This is a genomic window from Rhizobium sp. SL86, from assembly GCF_026672545.1.
Lineage (GTDB): Bacteria > Pseudomonadota > Alphaproteobacteria > Rhizobiales > Rhizobiaceae > Neorhizobium.
In genome coordinates this window covers 1-16,840 of sequence record NZ_JAPPRJ010000003.1, presented here as the reverse complement: position 1 = coordinate 16,840, position 16,840 = coordinate 1, and the positions used below count along the sequence as shown (strand labels likewise).

Annotated in this window: 14 protein-coding genes and 4 pseudogenes; 8 read left to right on the top strand and 10 right to left on the bottom strand. The window is 57.6% G+C overall.

Annotation, left to right across the window (positions count from 1 at the left end; genetic code table 11):
* Positions 1 to 126: 126 nt before the first annotated feature.
* Both OU993_RS17805 and OU993_RS17800 read right to left on the bottom strand, forming a co-directional pair.
* Positions 127 to 2,451 (bottom strand): Tn3 family transposase, encoded by a 2,325-nt coding sequence (locus tag OU993_RS17805; RefSeq protein ID WP_442793001.1) that lies wholly within the window; start codon positions 2,449 to 2,451, stop codon positions 127 to 129.
* A pseudogene (locus OU993_RS17800) lies at positions 2,448 to 3,062 on the bottom strand (Tn3 family transposase); the annotation flags it as partial. The pseudogene OU993_RS17800 and the gene OU993_RS17805, both read right to left, overlap by 4 nt.
* Positions 3,063 to 3,357: 295 nt before the next feature.
* Here OU993_RS17800 and OU993_RS17795 point away from each other — a divergent pair.
* Positions 3,358 to 3,448: pseudogene (locus tag OU993_RS17795) on the top strand (class I tRNA ligase family protein); the annotation flags it as partial.
* Between the two features lie 39 nt (positions 3,449 to 3,487).
* Here OU993_RS17795 and OU993_RS17790 read toward each other — a convergent pair.
* The 4 genes and pseudogenes from OU993_RS17790 to OU993_RS17775 all read right to left on the bottom strand — a co-directional run.
* Positions 3,488 to 4,279: pseudogene (locus tag OU993_RS17790) on the bottom strand (ISKra4 family transposase); the annotation flags it as partial.
* 139 nt (positions 4,280 to 4,418) lie between these two features.
* Positions 4,419 to 5,129: a plasmid pRiA4b ORF-3 family protein gene (locus OU993_RS17785; protein WP_268159754.1), complete on the bottom strand. Its 711-nt coding sequence runs from the start codon at positions 5,127 to 5,129 to the stop codon at positions 4,419 to 4,421.
* A 65-nt stretch (positions 5,130 to 5,194) separates the two neighbouring features.
* Positions 5,195 to 5,497, bottom strand: coding sequence for a transposase (locus OU993_RS17780; protein ID WP_268159752.1), 303 nt, complete (start codon positions 5,495 to 5,497; stop codon positions 5,195 to 5,197).
* A gap of 150 nt (positions 5,498 to 5,647) precedes the next feature.
* Positions 5,648 to 5,755: pseudogene (locus tag OU993_RS17775) on the bottom strand (IS110 family transposase); the annotation flags it as partial.
* Between the two features lie 159 nt (positions 5,756 to 5,914).
* Here OU993_RS17775 and OU993_RS17770 point away from each other — a divergent pair.
* From OU993_RS17770 to OU993_RS17760, 3 genes are all read left to right on the top strand, one after another.
* On the top strand, positions 5,915 to 6,820 hold the full coding sequence (locus OU993_RS17770) for a hypothetical protein (RefSeq protein ID WP_268159751.1): 906 nt from the start codon (positions 5,915 to 5,917) through the stop codon (positions 6,818 to 6,820).
* A gap of 56 nt (positions 6,821 to 6,876) precedes the next feature.
* Positions 6,877 to 8,694 carry a methyl-accepting chemotaxis protein gene (locus OU993_RS17765; protein WP_268159749.1) on the top strand — a complete coding sequence of 606 codons (1,818 nt, stop codon included), beginning with the start codon at positions 6,877 to 6,879 and terminating at the stop codon, positions 8,692 to 8,694.
* Between the two features lie 557 nt (positions 8,695 to 9,251).
* Positions 9,252 to 11,807, top strand: a complete 2,556-nt coding sequence (locus tag OU993_RS17760; protein WP_268159747.1) for a methyl-accepting chemotaxis protein — start codon at positions 9,252 to 9,254, stop codon at positions 11,805 to 11,807.
* Between the two features lie 256 nt (positions 11,808 to 12,063).
* Here OU993_RS17760 and OU993_RS17755 read toward each other — a convergent pair whose 3' ends face one another.
* Complete coding sequence (locus OU993_RS17755) at positions 12,064 to 12,357, bottom strand: hypothetical protein (protein ID WP_268159745.1); 294 nt, start codon at positions 12,355 to 12,357, stop codon at positions 12,064 to 12,066.
* Positions 12,358 to 12,531: 174 nt separating this feature from the next.
* Here OU993_RS17755 and OU993_RS17750 point away from each other — a divergent pair, with 174 nt between their 5' ends.
* From OU993_RS17750 to OU993_RS28895, 4 genes are all read left to right on the top strand, one after another.
* On the top strand, positions 12,532 to 12,927 hold the full coding sequence (locus OU993_RS17750) for a YybH family protein (protein WP_268159743.1): 396 nt from the start codon (positions 12,532 to 12,534) through the stop codon (positions 12,925 to 12,927).
* 8 nt (positions 12,928 to 12,935) lie between these two features.
* Positions 12,936 to 13,217: a hypothetical protein gene (locus OU993_RS17745; RefSeq protein WP_268159741.1), complete on the top strand. Its 282-nt coding sequence runs from the start codon at positions 12,936 to 12,938 to the stop codon at positions 13,215 to 13,217.
* Positions 13,180 to 13,410 (top strand): Tn3 family transposase, encoded by a 231-nt coding sequence (locus OU993_RS17740; RefSeq protein ID WP_268159739.1) that lies wholly within the window; start codon positions 13,180 to 13,182, stop codon positions 13,408 to 13,410. The genes OU993_RS17745 and OU993_RS17740 overlap by 38 nt, the downstream gene beginning before the upstream one ends.
* 70 nt (positions 13,411 to 13,480) lie before the next feature.
* Complete coding sequence (locus OU993_RS28895) at positions 13,481 to 13,675, top strand: transposase (RefSeq protein WP_442792999.1); 195 nt, start codon at positions 13,481 to 13,483, stop codon at positions 13,673 to 13,675.
* Between the two features lie 56 nt (positions 13,676 to 13,731).
* Here the strand turns inward: OU993_RS28895 and OU993_RS17735 are convergent, their stop codons facing one another.
* From OU993_RS17735 to istA, 3 genes are read right to left on the bottom strand one after another with little or no spacing between them, the layout of a single operon-like run.
* Positions 13,732 to 13,929, bottom strand: coding sequence for a hypothetical protein (locus tag OU993_RS17735; protein ID WP_268155107.1), 198 nt, complete (start codon positions 13,927 to 13,929; stop codon positions 13,732 to 13,734).
* Positions 13,926 to 14,699, bottom strand: a complete 774-nt coding sequence (gene istB, locus OU993_RS17730) for an IS21-like element helper ATPase IstB (RefSeq protein ID WP_268154921.1) — start codon at positions 14,697 to 14,699, stop codon at positions 13,926 to 13,928. Before istB ends, OU993_RS17735 begins: the two co-directional genes overlap by 4 nt.
* A complete protein-coding gene (gene istA / locus OU993_RS17725; RefSeq protein WP_268154920.1) occupies positions 14,692 to 16,191 on the bottom strand; it encodes an IS21 family transposase in 1,500 nt (499 codons plus the stop codon). The genes istB and istA overlap by 8 nt, the downstream gene beginning before the upstream one ends.
* Positions 16,192 to 16,840: the final 649 nt, after the last annotated feature.

The window sequence follows — 16,840 nt, the reverse complement described above, 5'->3', positions numbered from 1 at the left end:
GATGGGCGAACGTCAACTACTATATCACCTACGCGAACCGCGACTTTCCCGCCAACTAGCAGGAGGCTGTTAGATTCCTCGTCGCTCGAAGAAGGGGCTCCGTGGGCATTTCTGCAATAATACCCGCTAAGGGAAAGCGAAGTTGTTTGGATTGAAACGGTTAGCGCGGATCGGCCTGAAGCGTTCGAGGGGTCGGTCAATTTCGTTCCAGAGATAGTCGCCGGTGAGTGCGATACGGGGAATGAGCCTGTAGCCGAAGCCGTGGAACATAGCGAATGTCGTTTCGGTCGCGCCGGCGGTATCGGTTGCATGCTCATGGATTTCGACGGAGCTTTCATTGTGAAGGAGGCCATCGAGCACGTAGGGCGCTTCGCTCTCGGAGGCCTGGATCATGCGGGAGAAGAAGGAGGCGAAGCGATTAGACAGGAAGCCGTAGACCGAGGCACCCGGCCGTTTGCCGTATTTTGCATTGTATTCGAGGTTGGCTTCGCCGCGCCCGCCAGCCGGAAAGAACTGCCCGTCCGATGAGGAGATGTGGCCGTCGCCCCAGACCGCGGCGAAGGGATGAGCCTGCTGCGCATCGACCAGCACGGCGGTCGCCGTGGCATAGGTTTCCGAGCGCAGATGCCGATCTACCATCAGCATCATCTGGTGGATCGTGACGCCGCGTGAGCTTTCCGCCATGCGTTCAGCACCAGCGTTGGTGGCGTCGGCAAGGATCGCGGCCATCAACGCCGGCTCATCGTTCGCCGTCTCGCCGGTGCGATAGTGTGTGAAGCTGTCGAGGAATCTGGTCCAGCTGTGGACCTCAGCAAGCAGGCTGGTGATCCTGATCCGTGGCACCAGAACATAAAGTCGGCGGCTGAGCGCGACGATCCTGTCACGCTCCTCCTCGCGGATCGGGGAAACCGACAAACCCTTGTCGGAAATAGCGGCATCCGGAATGGCGTTGGCGGCCGCCGCCCTTGCCAGCTGTTTGAGTTTCGCATCGAGTGTGGCGGTGCGTTCGGCTCGCCATTCGGCAAAGCTGTCAGGGATGGCAAGCCCGAGCCGCCCTTCGGCCCGCATCAGGGCGAAGATCGGTCGAGGCAGAAGATAATCCTCGAAACTGCGCCATGCCCGGCTGCCATCAACCCATATGTCGCCGGCCCGCAGGCGCTCCCGCAGGTGAACGAGGACCGCCACTTCCCAGGCGCGCAGGTCGATGGTGACGCCGTCCGAGCGCACACGTCGCCGCCACTTGCGGGTCATGAACGCGAACGGCACCTGCGCGGGTAGTTTCCTGCCGCTGTAGAGCGCACGCAGATGATCCACTGCTCTCAAAACCGGATCATCGGGACGAAACGACCGGAAAGAGAACGTGCCGAACATGAGCCTGCCCAGCTTTCGCAGCGATTTGTGCCGCTCGATGAGCTCATCGAATTCGTCGCTGCGATCGGGGCGCACGATGGACCTGGCTGCCGCCATGCTGGCGGTCAATCCGTCCCATCCGAGTGAGGCTGCAACTGCGGATGCGAGATCGGTGTTGCTCTCACGCGCGGCCAGAAGCGCCTCGCCAAGCTTGAGATGATCAAGCGCCACCCCATCAAGAACCTCGGCTTCTTTCAGCCGGCGTTCTGTGCGGCTCAGTTCAGCTTTGCGACGGGTGCTGCCGATCAGTTTGCAGAACATGTCGATCGCAAGGTCTGTAATTGCCGCCTGCCTCTCGATGACGAACGCCGTGAGCGTGGCGTAGCGACGCTCGACAGTCAGGCGTCGTATCTCACGGGCATGCAGAATGCGGGCGTCCCGGGCGATGATGCCATAGCGGTTGGCATGGATCGTTTTACGCCGCTCATCGGAAATGGCCGCCAAACGCAAAACCTCAAGACGGGCGATCAGGCCCTTGAGGTTCTTCAGTTTTGTCCCCTCTGGCGCTTCGGCAATCCAGCCGAGATGGCTCCGATCGCCGGATCGATCGATGAGAAACTGATTAAGCGCCTCGATGGACGCTTGCTCCAGGCCCCGGATCAAGCCGCGATAAGCCTGTCGTCGCGCCGCCGCCCGGCCCGCCATCGCCAGACGTATCAGCAGTTCCGGCACGGGAACGAGCAGCTTCCTGTTCTTCAGGGCTTCGATCACGGCCTTGGTGATCGGCTCGCCTTTTTCGGTAGCGGCTGCCTCGCGTGCCGCCGCAGTGATCAGGGAGCGATAATCGCTCGCCCGGACTGGTTGGAGATCCAGTGCGGCAACAATCTCCCGCGTATGTTCTCGACGGGTTTCCTCCCGCTGGGCATAGAGCGCGAACACTGCAGGGTCGATGCCCAACTGATCGGCGACCACGGAGACTACCGCCTGAGGCGGAACTTCCCCAGCGCGGAGTGGCCGACCGAGATCACGCACCAGAGAGAGGGGTCGGAACAAGATTTGCTCCCCCAGACACGCTAAGGTCGAACGGACGGTGAACGTCATGCAGCGCGCAGGGTTTTTCCGGGAAGGCGCAAGGGCCTGAAGCCCTCTGGCATCTGCTGCTCCGTGTCCCAGGAATAGATGCCAGTGAGATTGATGTGCTCCCAACTGAGCGGCGAGACGTGTTTCAGCAGCTCGTTGGGAATATATCGGCCCCGTTGGCTCAGATGGGCCGTTGCCCGGCTGAGATAGACGGTGTTCCAATGGACGATGGCGCTGACCACGAGGTTGAGGCCGGAAGCACGGAATGCCTGACTGTCAAAGGAGCGATCACGAATTTCGCCGCGCTCGTGGAAGAAGACGGCGCGCTTGAGCTTGTGCGCGGCTTCGCCCTTGTTGAGACCGGCCTGACAGCGCCGCCGCAATGCTGAGCTGGAATACCATTCGATCATGAATAACGTGCGCTCGATGCGACCGAGTTCGCGCAACGCTTTGGCCAGATCGCTGGATTTCGATGACGCGGAGAACTTCTTGAGGATCGCCGATGGCGCGACGGTGCGCGCCGTGATCGAGGCGGCAAGGCGCAGGAGTTCGTCCCAATGTTCCATGATGAGCGCGGTGTTGATCGGCATGCCGATATGATCTGCCAGCGCCGGATAGGCATCTGTCGTTTGGCACTTAAACGTAAGAATGCGGCCGTTTCTTTCTTGTTTGGCATTTAATTTGAGATTTTTCGACGCGATTTTTGGTGCTCCACGATCTCGGAGTTGGAGATAACCTTTTGTGATCTTTGGTGTTTTCCGAGGAGATACCGCAGTAAGCAGACATCTTCCTTGCGAGAAACATTCTCACATTAAGTGCCAAATTGGCTCTCAAAATTCAAGTTAAGTGCAAATTCTCAAATAAAGTGCAGCGGTATCTTGTTGAAATGATTGGATGCCGAGTCTCACGATTAAATGCAAAGCGACACCACGAGCGGCGGTGGAGACCTTCGTGCTGCTACTCGCTCCCTTCGCGCCCCATATCTGCGAGGAATTATGGTGTATTCTGGGTCACCAGACCTCTGTTGCGTATGCACCTTGGCCGTCATTCAACGAAGATTTGCCTGAACGCCTTGCTTTTTTAGATGGTCGAGGATGCGCCGTTGCGGCTTTCGATCATGACCCTGGACGAAGCCGATATACCGCGGATCACCGTCTTCGGGTAGCGAACGACCCACGATCAGTTCGAAATTCTTCTTGCGGTTATCGCGGTCTCGGATGTAGCCGCCATCCAGACCAATAACGATGCGGCCATCCGGAACGGGTAGGTTTATCCAGTCATGCGGGCATGCATCCTGCATAAAGGACACCCGTTCTTCGGTCAGCTCACGCTCGATACGGCGTGCCGCGCGCAACGTATGCTGCCGAACGGTCGTGGCATTGGCACCGCAATCGATAGGTAGCACGTCGGCCAACAGCTCGGCTGCTGCGGCATAGGGCACAAGTGAGGCCCACCGGGTCTCCAGATAAAGGCGTTCGGGCGCGATCTGATCGGGGATTAGCTCCCGCAACGGTGAAATAGTTGCAGGACTGTTCGCGCCTTCAGCCCTTGGCAGGTAATAGCGCGGGCTCTTCAGGCGCACGTCGCCAAACAAGGTATGGAAAGTAACGGGATAGCTGCCTTTGCTTCGCAGACGGCGGCCATCCCTGTCGCGATGTTCACTGAGCCACGATTCCACCTGTGTTTCGACCATGACTTGCTGCAGTTTTGCAAGGAGGGTCTTTGCCTCGGATAACGACAGGCCAAGATCCTCGGGCCTTTTCGTCACCTTCGCCAGATCCGCGACGGTCTCGGTCGCGACAATCTCGTTATCGCCGTTCAACATTTGCAATATCAGTCGCGCTCGCATGTCGTCTTCCCGGTTTTCCACACTTCATCCTTGCTGAAAACCGGGATAACGCTCATCAGTTAGCAATCCGGAAATTCTTCAGTGAACTGGCAAGACTTCAACGGGGTTACGGACCCGGCCGCTCGCGCAGAACAAAACGTCACATCTGTTGATGCATAAGGTAGAGATGTTCACCCTGTCGCAGGCGCTTATTCGCTTTCCGCCGTTCGAACCGTTCTCCCAGCCAGCTTGCGCGCTCCTTCAGTCTCTCCCGGGCAGCGCGCAGTTCCTCCCCGCGATCAGGGTCGTTCAGCATGGCAAAGGACTTGTTTTCGGTTATGTCTTGCAGAAACGCGGTTGTGATCTCCAGATCGTCCATCGTTTCATAGCCGAAGGCGTTGTCCTGCCGCCACATCCAGGCTTCCGGCCCACCACACTCCTCCGTCGGGCAGACGCCGTCTCCTCCCGTGCATGCCGGATAGTAACCGTCCGGTTTGACCGGTTGGCGCTCCTCCAGCCGGACTTCATGTTCCCAAGGAATGTTGAGGTCGTACTCGTACAGGAATCGGATGCCCTTGCGCAGCTTCAATTCGCCAAGTGTCATGGCGGTGGATCGGGCTCCAGTTTCCCACGATCCGTACCGCGCCGTGTGGATGATGAATTGGTAAAGGTGGACGCCTTCCCATCCCAGCACAACCTGAAGGACGCCATGGAACTCGCACAATGTCATTGTCGACGCGACCTGCACCCTACGCCATACCATCGGGCTTACGCCCTTTAGCCAGATGCGAAATTGCTGGATGAAAGGGACATCCTCTGAAGCTGTCGTCTGTTCCGCAGTTTTCTTGGCCGCCCGTTTTGCCCTCTTCACAACCGCATGTCCCGCCTAAACTCAATGGCGACGACATACTCCGTTTTATCCCGCCCCACAAATCCTCATGCTCCCGCGACAGTCGACGCAGGTGGCGGGCTCCCAACAACCGGCTCGGCAACAACGATCGCCGGAATAAACCCATTCGTCGAGCGGTGAACAAGCCGACCTTCCCGCGCGGCCCTGCGCCAGGCATTCAACTGCCAGCGCGTGATCCCGTGACGCTGCGCCGTGGTCGTGACCTGCCGGGGAGCGGAGAGGCTCTCTGCAACAATCGCAAGCTTGGCTTCGTCACTGAACCGGCGGCGGCGACCGCTGTCCACAACCTCCAGGCGGCTGACTTGTTCACGGTCTATGAGAATATCCATGGCTACAACACTGGCTATATTGACGTCGATATAGCCAGTGCTCTTCCATAATGTTCATCCGAACAAGGCGGCCCTGCTCGGATGCGTACGGATCGGTCTTGACCGGACGATCTCGCTGGTATCAGCTATCTATACGGATATTGGCATAAATCATGCGAACTCACTCGGCTCTCGCGATGACCAGCGGAAGGGTTTCCCGGAGATCCACATTGCGTGAAGGATCACGGCGAGCTTTCGGGCTATAGCCCCCTTGGCTTTGCGATACGACTATCAGCCGTTGCCCAATTCCGGTCCTCTGAAATGCTCTGACGTCGTGTCGCATACCCTTGCAACCACGAAAACTATCAGAAAGGGGGCATCCAAAGCGCTTAAATACATCTTAATAAGTTTATTCGAATGTAGTGAAGAGTGGTTTGTGTGCTGACGCAAAGCTTAGCAACATCAGAGGATCATATGCGCCGTCGACAATTCATCGCCTTAAGTGCATCCACACTGGCTTTGCCCTGGGTTTCCCGAGCCTTCGCCGGAGATGAAATCCCGATCCTGTATAATGCCACGGAGAAGGTGGACAATACGTCATTGCCCGCCAACGCGCTGAGATTGGCCTTGTCCAAGATCGACAAGCCTTATGTCCTGCAACCGTCACCGGTCGGCTACCCAACACAGTCTGGTCTCGTCAATGCTCTGGCTACCGGTGGAGATGTCGACATATGCTGGGTCGGTGTAGACGGGACCGTCTGGGATGCGACCCTGCCAGTGCCGTTCCCGATCGATGGTGGCCTGCTCGGCTATCGTCTCTTTCTGATCAATGGTGATCGGCAGGTCGATTTCCAGAGCGTGACGTCGATTGAAACCCTTCGTCGCTTCATCGCGATACAGGGGCCTGGCTGGGGAGACATCGACATCCTGCGCAACGCAGGCATCACGGTGCGCACAGGCCTTTACAAAAACCTCTTTCGCATGACCAACGGCGGGCGCGCGGATTTCTTCCCGCGCGCGGCGTTTGAGGCGATCAATGAACAGAAGCAATACCTTTCGGCTGCGCCCAATCTCGCGGTGGAGCAGAACCTTATCCTGAAATACAGTTTCGCGTTGATGTTCTTCGTTTCGAAGACGAAACCGGAGTTGCGAAACGACATCATGAAGGGTTTGGAGGCCGCCCACGCAGACGGCTCATACCAGGCGATGTTCAAAGCCGATCAGAACGTCGCGACTGCCCTTAAAGAGGGGAACCTCGACAAACGCACCTTGATCGAAATCGAGAACCCGATGCTGCCGTCGGACGTGAAAGCGATCGACAGGCGCTACTGGTTCTCCGTGTAGCTGGATCATATCAAGCACAAATGGACCGCCTGGTCCCTTTATAAAAGAGGAATGAGATGAAGGCTTCCCTCAAGACACAGCTACTCGTCCCGATAATGTCGATGATGGCGATTGGTCTCTTCGCCGTTGGCGGGTTTGCGGCACTCTCGCGCTCAGACATGCAAAACGACATGTTCCAGAAAAAGGTCGATCTGACCGCGCAACTGGTGTTGAGCGGAAGCGCCAATGCCATGTGGCAATTCGATGATGCCATGGCAAAGGAGACGCTTGCCCCGGCAACCAGTGATCCGGATTTCCGCGCGGGAGTCATCTTTGACGACAAGGGTAATCCATTCTACTCCATCGGTGAGGCCTCCATCATCGAGGGTCTGAAGACGCCGAACGGGCAGGAAGTCGATGGCTCGCTGCTGGTTAAGTCCGTCCCGCTCAGCCGGACTGAAGAGGGCAAGGCTATGACGATCGGTCGAATGGCCATTGCCTTTGACACGAGTGCGGCTGCAGCAAGCAGTTGGACGTCAATGCTGGCTATGGCCGGGTTGGCGGGCGGTGTCCTGATCGCATCATGTTTGGTGCTCATACTCCTGTTGGCGCGTCAGGTAAGACCGATCAGCCTTCTGGCTCAAGTCATGAGACGGATGTCCGGTGGCGACTTCGAGCTTGAAGTGCCGGGCGTTGCACGGCACGACGAGATCGGTGACATGGCGCGAGCTGTCGGTATCCTGCGCGACAACTCGCTCAAGGCACTCGCACTTGAAGGTGAGACAGGTGAGATGCGTGCCCGGGAAGAGGCCAATCGCCGAGTCGAGCAGGAGCGGATCGAACGGGAAGCCGGACAACTTCGCCAGGCAACCGATCTGCTCGGCGCATCGCTTGCCAAACTCGCGTCCGGCGACCTCACCTGCCGTATCGACATGCCTCTCGCACCGGAATACGAGCCGATCCGGGACAACTTTAACAGGGCTGTCGTGCAGTTGAGCGATGCGGTGAAATCGGTGATGGCGTCGGTGCGCAACATCGACGTTGGTACCAACGAAATCGCTGGTGGCGCGGATTCACTGTCAAAGCGCACTGAGCAGCAGGCTGCGGCACTGGAGGAGACTGCGGCTGCACTCGATGAGATCACGACCAATGTGTCCAGTTCCACCAAGCGTACCGATGAAGCCCGTATGGTCTCGAACCGTGCCAACGGTGCAGCGGTCCAGTCCACACAGGTCGTATCTCGCGCAGAAGATGCCATGCAGCGCATCGAGAAGAGCTCACAGCAAATCTCCAACATCATCGGTGTCATCGACGAGATCGCGTTTCAGACCAATCTGCTGGCGCTGAATGCCGGTGTAGAGGCCGCCCGTGCCGGTGAGGCGGGCAAGGGCTTTGCTGTCGTCGCCCAGGAGGTGAGGGAGCTTGCACAGCGTTCTGCGCAAGCCGCAAAGGAGATCAAGGCCCTCATCAACACGTCCGCAGGCGAGGTTGGCTCTGGAGTTCAGCTCGTTCGAGAGACCGGTGAGGCCCTGAAGGAAATCGGCAAGGACATTGCCGAGATCAATCTGCATATGGATGCTATCGCGCTCTCTGCACGGGAGCAGGCAACCGGACTTGGTGAAATCAATTCGGCGATCAATCAGATGGATCACTCGACGCAGCAGAATGCCGCGATGGTCGAGGAGTCCTCGGCCGCGTCCGCTACTCTCGCTTCCGAAGCGACGAAGCTGCGCGACCTCGTATCCCGATTTTTTGTCGACGAGCAGATCCATGAGCTGCGGGAGATGGCACGCCGGATGGAAAGGGTTCAAAGTGTCGACTCGGTAAGTCAAAGGCGACGTGTTGGCCAGGCAATGCCGCGCAATGTGGCAAATGGCAGTTGGGAAGAGTTCTGACAGTGGCCATCCCTCAAGGGCCAGCATTTGACGCGAGCGCTCGGGACACATGGTGCACCGAGCGCTGACACATGGATGACCGTGTGTGATAGAATCCCGCCCATCCCTCTGGTCCATGATGATGCCATGGATGGCCACACGCTCCATGATCCGGCATTGATGTATAACTCCAGAATCTGATAGTTTTATTCAGAAAGCGATGACGATTGTGGAAGTTGCATATTTTCATGCAATTTCTTGAATAGAAAAGCATGAGGGAAGCAATTTAGCGTTGCCTGAGAAAAATTTATGCTGGATAGACTTTTTCAGTGTTTGGCCCATTTATCAAATTCTCTGTGTTCTAATTGGCCGAATTTTCCTTATAAGTGCAATCGATTACTTCATTTTTTTGTTCTGCCGATCCGGAACATTAAGCGAGCCTTAATTAGGATTCCTTACCCTGCGAAGCTGGCAAAAGCCCTGGGAAGCGGGTCACAAAGCAAACTTGGCCTGGGCGGTGATTTGAACTCAGTTGCAGGCATGACGCTCTGGCGCTCAGCCTTGTGTGGAGGAAAGAAATGCTCGCTCGCATGATCGCTAACCGATCCATACAGACCAAGCTCATGATTTTCATGATTCCGATCTCGCTTCTGATTGTCGGGCTTGCCGCATTCACCTTTTTCACTGGGAACATGGTCAGCCGCAAAGTGCAGGGCACGGAAGCAAGCGTCGCAGAGCTCTCAGCCTTCAAGCAGGCATATTCCGAAATGAGTGACTACCTGAATGATACAACGCTGGAGCGTAGAGATCAGTTGAAGGTGCGCCTTGGTGCCCGTTCAGAACAGATCAGTCAGATGAGAAGCGCTTACACCGGCACCGAGATGGATACTGTGCTGGCAGAGATTGAGACCGCAATAGCCAGTCTTCTGCCTCGCGTTGACGAATTGTGGGAGCTTCATCAGCGCACAGCTGGAGGACAGCAGCACGTCCAGGAGCAGATTGATAAGATCAAGGTTGCCGCCGCCTCCATTCGTGAATTCATCGCGCAGTCGAATGCGGAGCTTTCGAGGTTGAACGAGAGCGCCAAGGCACAGTTGACAAGTGCCGAGCGGCTGACGGATGCCTCCAAAGATCTGCGCACTATCTTCGACCAGATCGCAAATGCCAGTGATGGCCAGTCACTCGCTCTGGTGCTGAAATCCCGTGAGCGGCGTATGTTGCGGACAGAGGCTCGTTTGGCCGAAGCGATCCCGTCGGATGAAGCTGAGTTATCAAACATGTTGAGGGGGCGGCTGAAGGCGTTGGCAAGCCTCGCACCCAAAGGCGAGCAGGCACTGCTTGACGACGCCATGCTCACACAGGCTCGACAGCTCGCCCGGCAACTGGCAGCGGATCTGGATCGTTTGGATTCAATGGCGGCGGCGATTGCCCAGTCGTCCTTCCAGCAATTCTCTGCACTCAGCGCTCATATTCAAGACGAAATGGCCATCGCATTGTTCGAAACGAAAGTGAATGATGCAGTCAACGAAACCGTGCTCGAGCTTACAACGCTCATGGGTAACCCGACATCCGATCAGGCAGCCAAGGTCCTTGAGAGCCTGAAGAACATGCAGTCTGCGCTTTCAAGCGTTCCCGGTGTGGCGGCCGCCGGTCAGTTGCGCAGCCTGGCGCAGGCGGTGGTGGAACCAGGCGTTGCCACCTCCGAAACGGTTTTTGACATGGTCAAGGTTGAAGGCATGCGCGCCGAGACGTTCCAGTCGACGGCCGAAATCATTGATCGCGCCTGGGCAAAGATCGTGGCCTTCGCTGAAACTCAGGGGGAGGCAACCAGGCAGGTGACAGAACGGTCAACGGTTCTTTCTGTGGGAACTGCAGTCATTGCAGTTGGTTTCTCCGTCTTCGCAACCTTCGCCCTGCTGGTTTCCATCCGTGGTCCGCTTCGCAGACTGACAGAGACGATGAAGGGTGTCGCGTCCGGTCAGCTTGAAACGGAAATCATGGGTACAGATCGTGGTGATGAGATCGGAGCGATGGCTCGCGCACTTGGGATCTTCCGGTCGAATGCAGTAGAAAAGCGACGGTTCGAGACGGAGGCCGCTGTGAATCGCAAACTTGCCGAGGCTGAAAGACAAGCCGCAGATCGCGATCGCGAAACTGCGGCGCGCGACATTCGTCACGCTATTGACGCTCTGGCATCTGGACTGAGCAATGTATCACGCGGGGAGTTGAACTGCTTTGTCGACACACCGTTCGCGGGCGATCTGGACGAGATACGTCTGACATTCAACGCCGCAGTCGCCGATATGCGGAACACATTGGCGCGTGTGCAAGAAACCGCATTTTCGGTGAATGATAAGTCTCGCATACTGAGTTCAGGCGCACATGATAGCGCAAAGCGAACGGAACAGCAGGCCTCGTCTTTGGAAGAGACAGCAGCAACCCTCGATGAGATGACGCAGAATGTCACGAGGTCATCCAATCTCGCGCTCCAGACCGACAGAATGGCGACCGAAATACTGGCTGACGTGAAGACGTCTGGCGAGGTGGTGACGGAAGCCGTCAACTCCATGCAGCGGATTTCGGATTCCTCAAGGAAGATAACACAGATTATCGACCTGATCGATGCCATCGCGTTTCAGACCAACCTGCTCGCTCTCAATGCAGGTGTTGAAGCTGCTCGGGCAGGGGAGGCCGGCAAAGGCTTTGCGATTGTCGCCCTGGAAGTTCGCGAACTTGCCCAACGCTCTGCCACAGCAGCGAAAGAAATCAGCCAGTTGGTAAGCTATGCGGAACAAGAGGTCGCAGGAGGTGTGAAGTCCGTGGATCAAACCGGCAATCTTATCCACAGTATGAACAGCCGCATTCTGGAGATCAGTCGCAGCGTATCCGAGATTGCCAAGGCAAGCCGCGACCAGGCAACCGGTTTGCAGCAGGTGAATACTGCCGTCAGTTCCATGGATCAGCTCACTCAAAGAAACGCGGCAAATGTCAAGGAAACGCATGCGGCAAGTATCGCTCTTGAAGGCGATGTCAACGAACTCTCCGCCATGTTGGCACGATTTCAGCTTGGGGTTGAGCAGTCAGCAGCCAGAGATTCCATGCATAAATCTTCCTCGGTGTTCCAAATCGCTTAACACAGGACGTTGGGCGACCTTGTTATACGCAAAACAAGCTGGAGATTGCCAATCTGCTCGGAAAGTTGACCCCACGGCATGGCGCTGGACCTATTCATTTCGCTCTTCAGAGTGAGAGCCTTGCGATCCAACTCTATCCCGCGAAGCAGGGGGCTGCCAATCCTGAACTCCTTGTAGGAGCTTCAGAGCAAGGAGAGGCTCGATGACATTGCCGTTCTATTCCGTCCCGATTTTTGCAGCTTGCATGGCTTTGACCTCATCTGGGTGCAGCGCAGATGGAGCGTCGTCCCCTGTAGGAGGTCGGTGCAATGCGCAAGCTGCGCAAGGACTGGTCGGCAAGGAAATGCCGACAGATGCGGAGGCGATTGAGCTCACCGGCTCTATGACGGTTCGCCGTTGACAGGAATTCCTGAAAACGCTGAGCGGTTTCGACCAGAGCGGCGGCAATCCCCGCGCCAAGGAAATCACCCATCGCATCGTGTCCGACCTGTTCAGTAAACGGTGTGCCGCTGGCACCTTGACTAGCTTGCTCAAAATTGGACGTGATCATTTGCCAGTCGCTGACGCTGGTGATAAAGATGCACCATGGAATTTGTTCGCGCTTTCACTGTGATTATTATCACCATTCATCGAGTGGTGGGTTAAGCACGTCATATTTCCAGACAAAGCAACCCGCCGCGAGGCGGGTTTTGTTTTTCCGCTAGCGGCCATTTTGGAGTCCAGAATGTCCGACCATCCCTTGAAAGCCCTTATCGAATCTGCAGACCGTTCCATATCGGCCAAAGACTTCGACGGCTTGATGCGATTTTACACCGATGATGCCACCTTAGCGGTCAAGGCAGGCATGTACGCCAAAGGCAAAGACCAGATCAGGAAAGCGTTCGAAGCAATCTCTGCTCATTTCCAAGGTAAATTGAAAGTCCGCCAAGGGCGGATGGAGGTGATCGAGGGCGGAGACACAGCGTTGGTCATCATGGAAACGTGGTTGGATGCCGTCGACGAAAGCGGCATTGCGACGTCTACGGTACGACGTGCCACCTATGTGTTTCGTAGAGACTCGTCTGGCACCTGGTTATGCGCTGTTGACAATTCCTACGGCACGGCTCTCCTCGATAGCTGAGAAGGCTCTTGTCCGATGCCATCCTGAAGGACATGAAGGATGACACAGCCACGTCGCAGAGCGAGGACGCCCGCTACTACGATATTCTCGAGACCAAGTCCCGCCGGCTGCAAAACCAGGTGTCGGGCGTCATGAAGTCGCTGTCCTTCCAGACAGAGTCTCATATCAAGCCGCTGCTCGCCGCACTGGTGAATTTCCGCAAGGCTGATGGCCAGGTGACGAGATCGGCACCCTCCGGCTTTCTCGATCCAGATGAGCGCAAAGACGCTATTCATCCTGCGCTACATTGATAGCGTCGAGCTGCGAATGGATATTGAAGCCATGCTCAACAAGGTCGAACTGGCCAACCGGTTTACCAGAGCCGTGGCCGTCGGCAGCCCGCGCGAATTCATATTCGCCCAACAGGAGGATCAGCAGCTAGCCGAAGCCTGCAACCGCCTGATCAAGAACGCCATCATCTGCTGGAACGTGAGCGTCCGGTGAGCCGTTTTTGTTCGGGTGCAGTTTTGGCGCAAGTTACATCACAGATGATTCATTTGTGACGTAACAGGATATGATGGCCAAGGTTGAGATCCTGACGGGTGCCGATCGACAGCGTCGGTGGTCGACAGAGCAGAAGCTTTCGATATTGCGCGAAGCGTTCAGCGCGGATGGCAGCGTTTCGGATGTGGCACGTCGGCATGACGTTCTTCCGCAGCAGATTTACGCCTGGCGAAAGATGTTAACGGCGGTCCAAAAGCGCGGATAAATGGTGCCGAGGATTGAGAACTTTGAAAGGGGCTGAAGAAGCCGCCTTCAGTGTTGCTAATCTTGATTATCGTCGGAAGCTTGTTGGTTTTGGACCATGTGCTGGATGTCAGGGGCGTAATGGTTCCAGATGGCGTCGCGCAGATCATCGAGGAGTTCGAAGACGGCCCATGCCTGCTCGGGGGTCCATTCGGCACTGATGAGGATTGGCAGGCCACGCTTGAGACCTGAAGAGTGGTGCGTCTTTTCGGTCATGATGCGGGCTCTGTTTCGCCGGATTGGTGACTGGCGCGTTGCTGACGCTGGGCTATGGAGCGCTCGTTGGCTTCCTTGAAGCGATAGGAATCTCCTTCGATCGCGACGACTTCGCAGTGGTGGACGAGACGATCGACCAGGCTGACGACGCACGCGGCGTTCGGAAAGACCTCCGACCATTGCGCAAAGGGTTTATTGGTGGTGACGATGGTCGAGCGTTTCTCGTATCGGCGGCTGATGAGCTCGAAGAGCAGATCGGCATGGCGGTTGGAATAGGATAGGTAGCCGATCTCGTCGATCAGCAGGACGTCATGGGAAGCATAGTACTGAAGCTTGCGGCGCAGCAGGGAATCGCTGTCGATGGCGGCGAGTTCGCCGAGCATTTCGCTGGCGGTGCGGAACAGGACCGAATGGCCCCGGATGAGTGCCTGGTAGGCGATGTTGAGGGCGAGCGTCGATTTGCCGACGCCGTTCGGACCGATGAAGACGATGTTGGTGGCATCCTTCATGAATGCCAGCGTCATCAGTTCCTCGACGGTGGCGCGGTCGATGCGGCGCGGCCACTTCCAGTCATAGTCGGCCATTTGCTTGAAGTGGCCGAGCCTGGCGGTGCGCATGCGTCGCAGCAGCGAGCGGTCGGAGCGCTCGTCTTCTTCCCACCGGATCACGGTCGGCACCCAGTCCTGTGTGGCGATCTCGTCCCAATGGGCCGTCAGGCCATAAAGGCGCAATTGTCTGGCGCGATTGAACAGGGTGTCGATCTTATTCATCGTCGTTTCCTTTCAATGTGAGTTGATCGTAACGGTCGAGCTTGTGGGGAATGACAGTCGTGTCCTTCTTGCGGACATGCTCGGGCAGCCTGGTTTCGACCGGGGGCGGAGCGCCCCGCGCAATCCGGCGGCGTTCGAGCACTGATCGAACCGCCTTGGAATGCGAGGCGCCGGCGCGCAAAGCGTCTTCGACGGCCGCCTGGAGTTCCTGGGCGCCGTAGAGGTCGAGCAACGTCAGCATGGCGTTGGTGATTGCGCCGATATTGGCGCCACGTTCTGCGGCATGCATCATCAGCTTCTGACAAGCCGGCACGGCCCGCGTCAGGCTATTGAGGCCGCGATGCTGGCGTGCCTCGCGCTTGACGGCGACGAGTGCCTTCAGGTGCTGAGGATCCTCGATCTGCTGGCCCCTATCGAAGCTGCGACGGTGGCTGGCGATCATCGTGGCGGCGTCGAATATCCTGACCTGGACGAGATCGGCGCGAACGGTGAGTGTTCGTTGGACATGCGTATGAGGGACCGAGTAATCGTTCAGATCGAAGCGCACGTAGGGTGTCTTGCCAACCTTCACGGCCACCTGCTCCTCGACGGGATAGGGATTGGCCGGCAAGGGCAGAAGCATGGGCTGTTCTTTTGAGAACGCCTCACGCACCGTCATTGCCCGGTCCTCCGGGCATGGCCTGTCGGCAGCCTGGGTCCGGCACCAGTGTTCGGCCTGGGCATTGAGATCGTCGAGGTCCTTGAAGGTGCGGGCGATGAAGAAGGCTTCCCGGATGTGGCGAATGGCGCGCTCGACACGGCCTTTCTCGTTGCCCCGTGCTACCGCGACAGGACGGGGTTCGAAGCGATAATGAGCCGCGAAGGCCAACAATGTCGGATGGAAGCGGATGGCATCGCCCTGCCGTTCAAGGACGGCGGACTTCAGATTGTCGTAGAGCAGCACTCTGGGAAGGCTGTTCCAGTCGTTGAATGCGCCGACATGGCCGCGCAGGAAGTTTTCCATGCGGGCATCAAGGAAGAAGCGCAGATAGATGTCGCGCGAGTAGGATAGCACCATGACGAAGGCCATCAGCGGGCGGCGGGCCCTGCCGATCTCGATGTGGCCAAAATGACCCCAGTCGACCTGGCCCTGCTCACCCGGCAGGGTGCGTAGTCGTAGATAAGCTTCCGCCGCCTTCCGTGGTCGGTGCAGCGCCACCATGTGCCGGAAGTGGTCGGGCGATCCCTTATAGCCGCGCTCCTGCACCATCCCGTAAAGGCGGCTGGACGTCAGGTCAGGATATTTGGTCAGCGTCTGCTGGATAAACGGCAGGTACAGGTCGATCTCGGCGGGGCGGATCACCGGCCTGTGTCGAGGCAAGCCCGCGTCCTTCAGGACCCTGAAGACGGTGGTGTGATGGCAATGCAATTGCTTGGCGATCGTGCCGCAGCGCCACTTCTCAACGTGGTACAGGCGCAGGATCATCGCTTCCTTCTCGGCAGATATGGTCATCGGTTCGATCTCCATGGTCGAATGGACGCACGTGTGTCCCCCGGCGACGCACGAAGCCGCGGCGAAAGAACAGCGGCACAGAGCTGCCGCAGCGCCGGCACCACGGCTCGATCGATGACACCACGCCAGCGGTGCCATCGCCCGGTGCAACGATGCCGCCGTTTGTGGACGCCTTCAGTCGTGAACCCTCTGGAACGACGGGTGGAGAGTGATGCGTCACGTTTTTGCGAGCCTGCCGATATCGGCGGGAGCGATCGGCATGGGCAAAGCGCCCCGGCCGGGTGCTCTGGTAGCGCCGTCCGGCTGCCCGCAGGCTGTCACGGCGCGCCGCATGGGCGCAGGCAGAACCGCAATAGCGCTGACCCCGATCGCAATGGCGGCAAAGCAGAACCTGCGCGCGACACCGCCCGCAGAGGAAGAAACGAGCAGTTTGCATCGCGGCGGCGCACCTTTCGAAGCGCCGTCGGGATTGATCGGAGAAGCTCGACGGAATGCGCCAATACCATTATAATGACGCTCACCGTGAACCAGTCGGCAGTCCTGCGTGATGACAGCCACGTCATCTCACAGATGCCTGAGGGATTGGACATCGAATTGGCCTGGTAGCTTTGGTCGATGTCTGTTTGCGGCGCTCCGCCAGTCTATCATT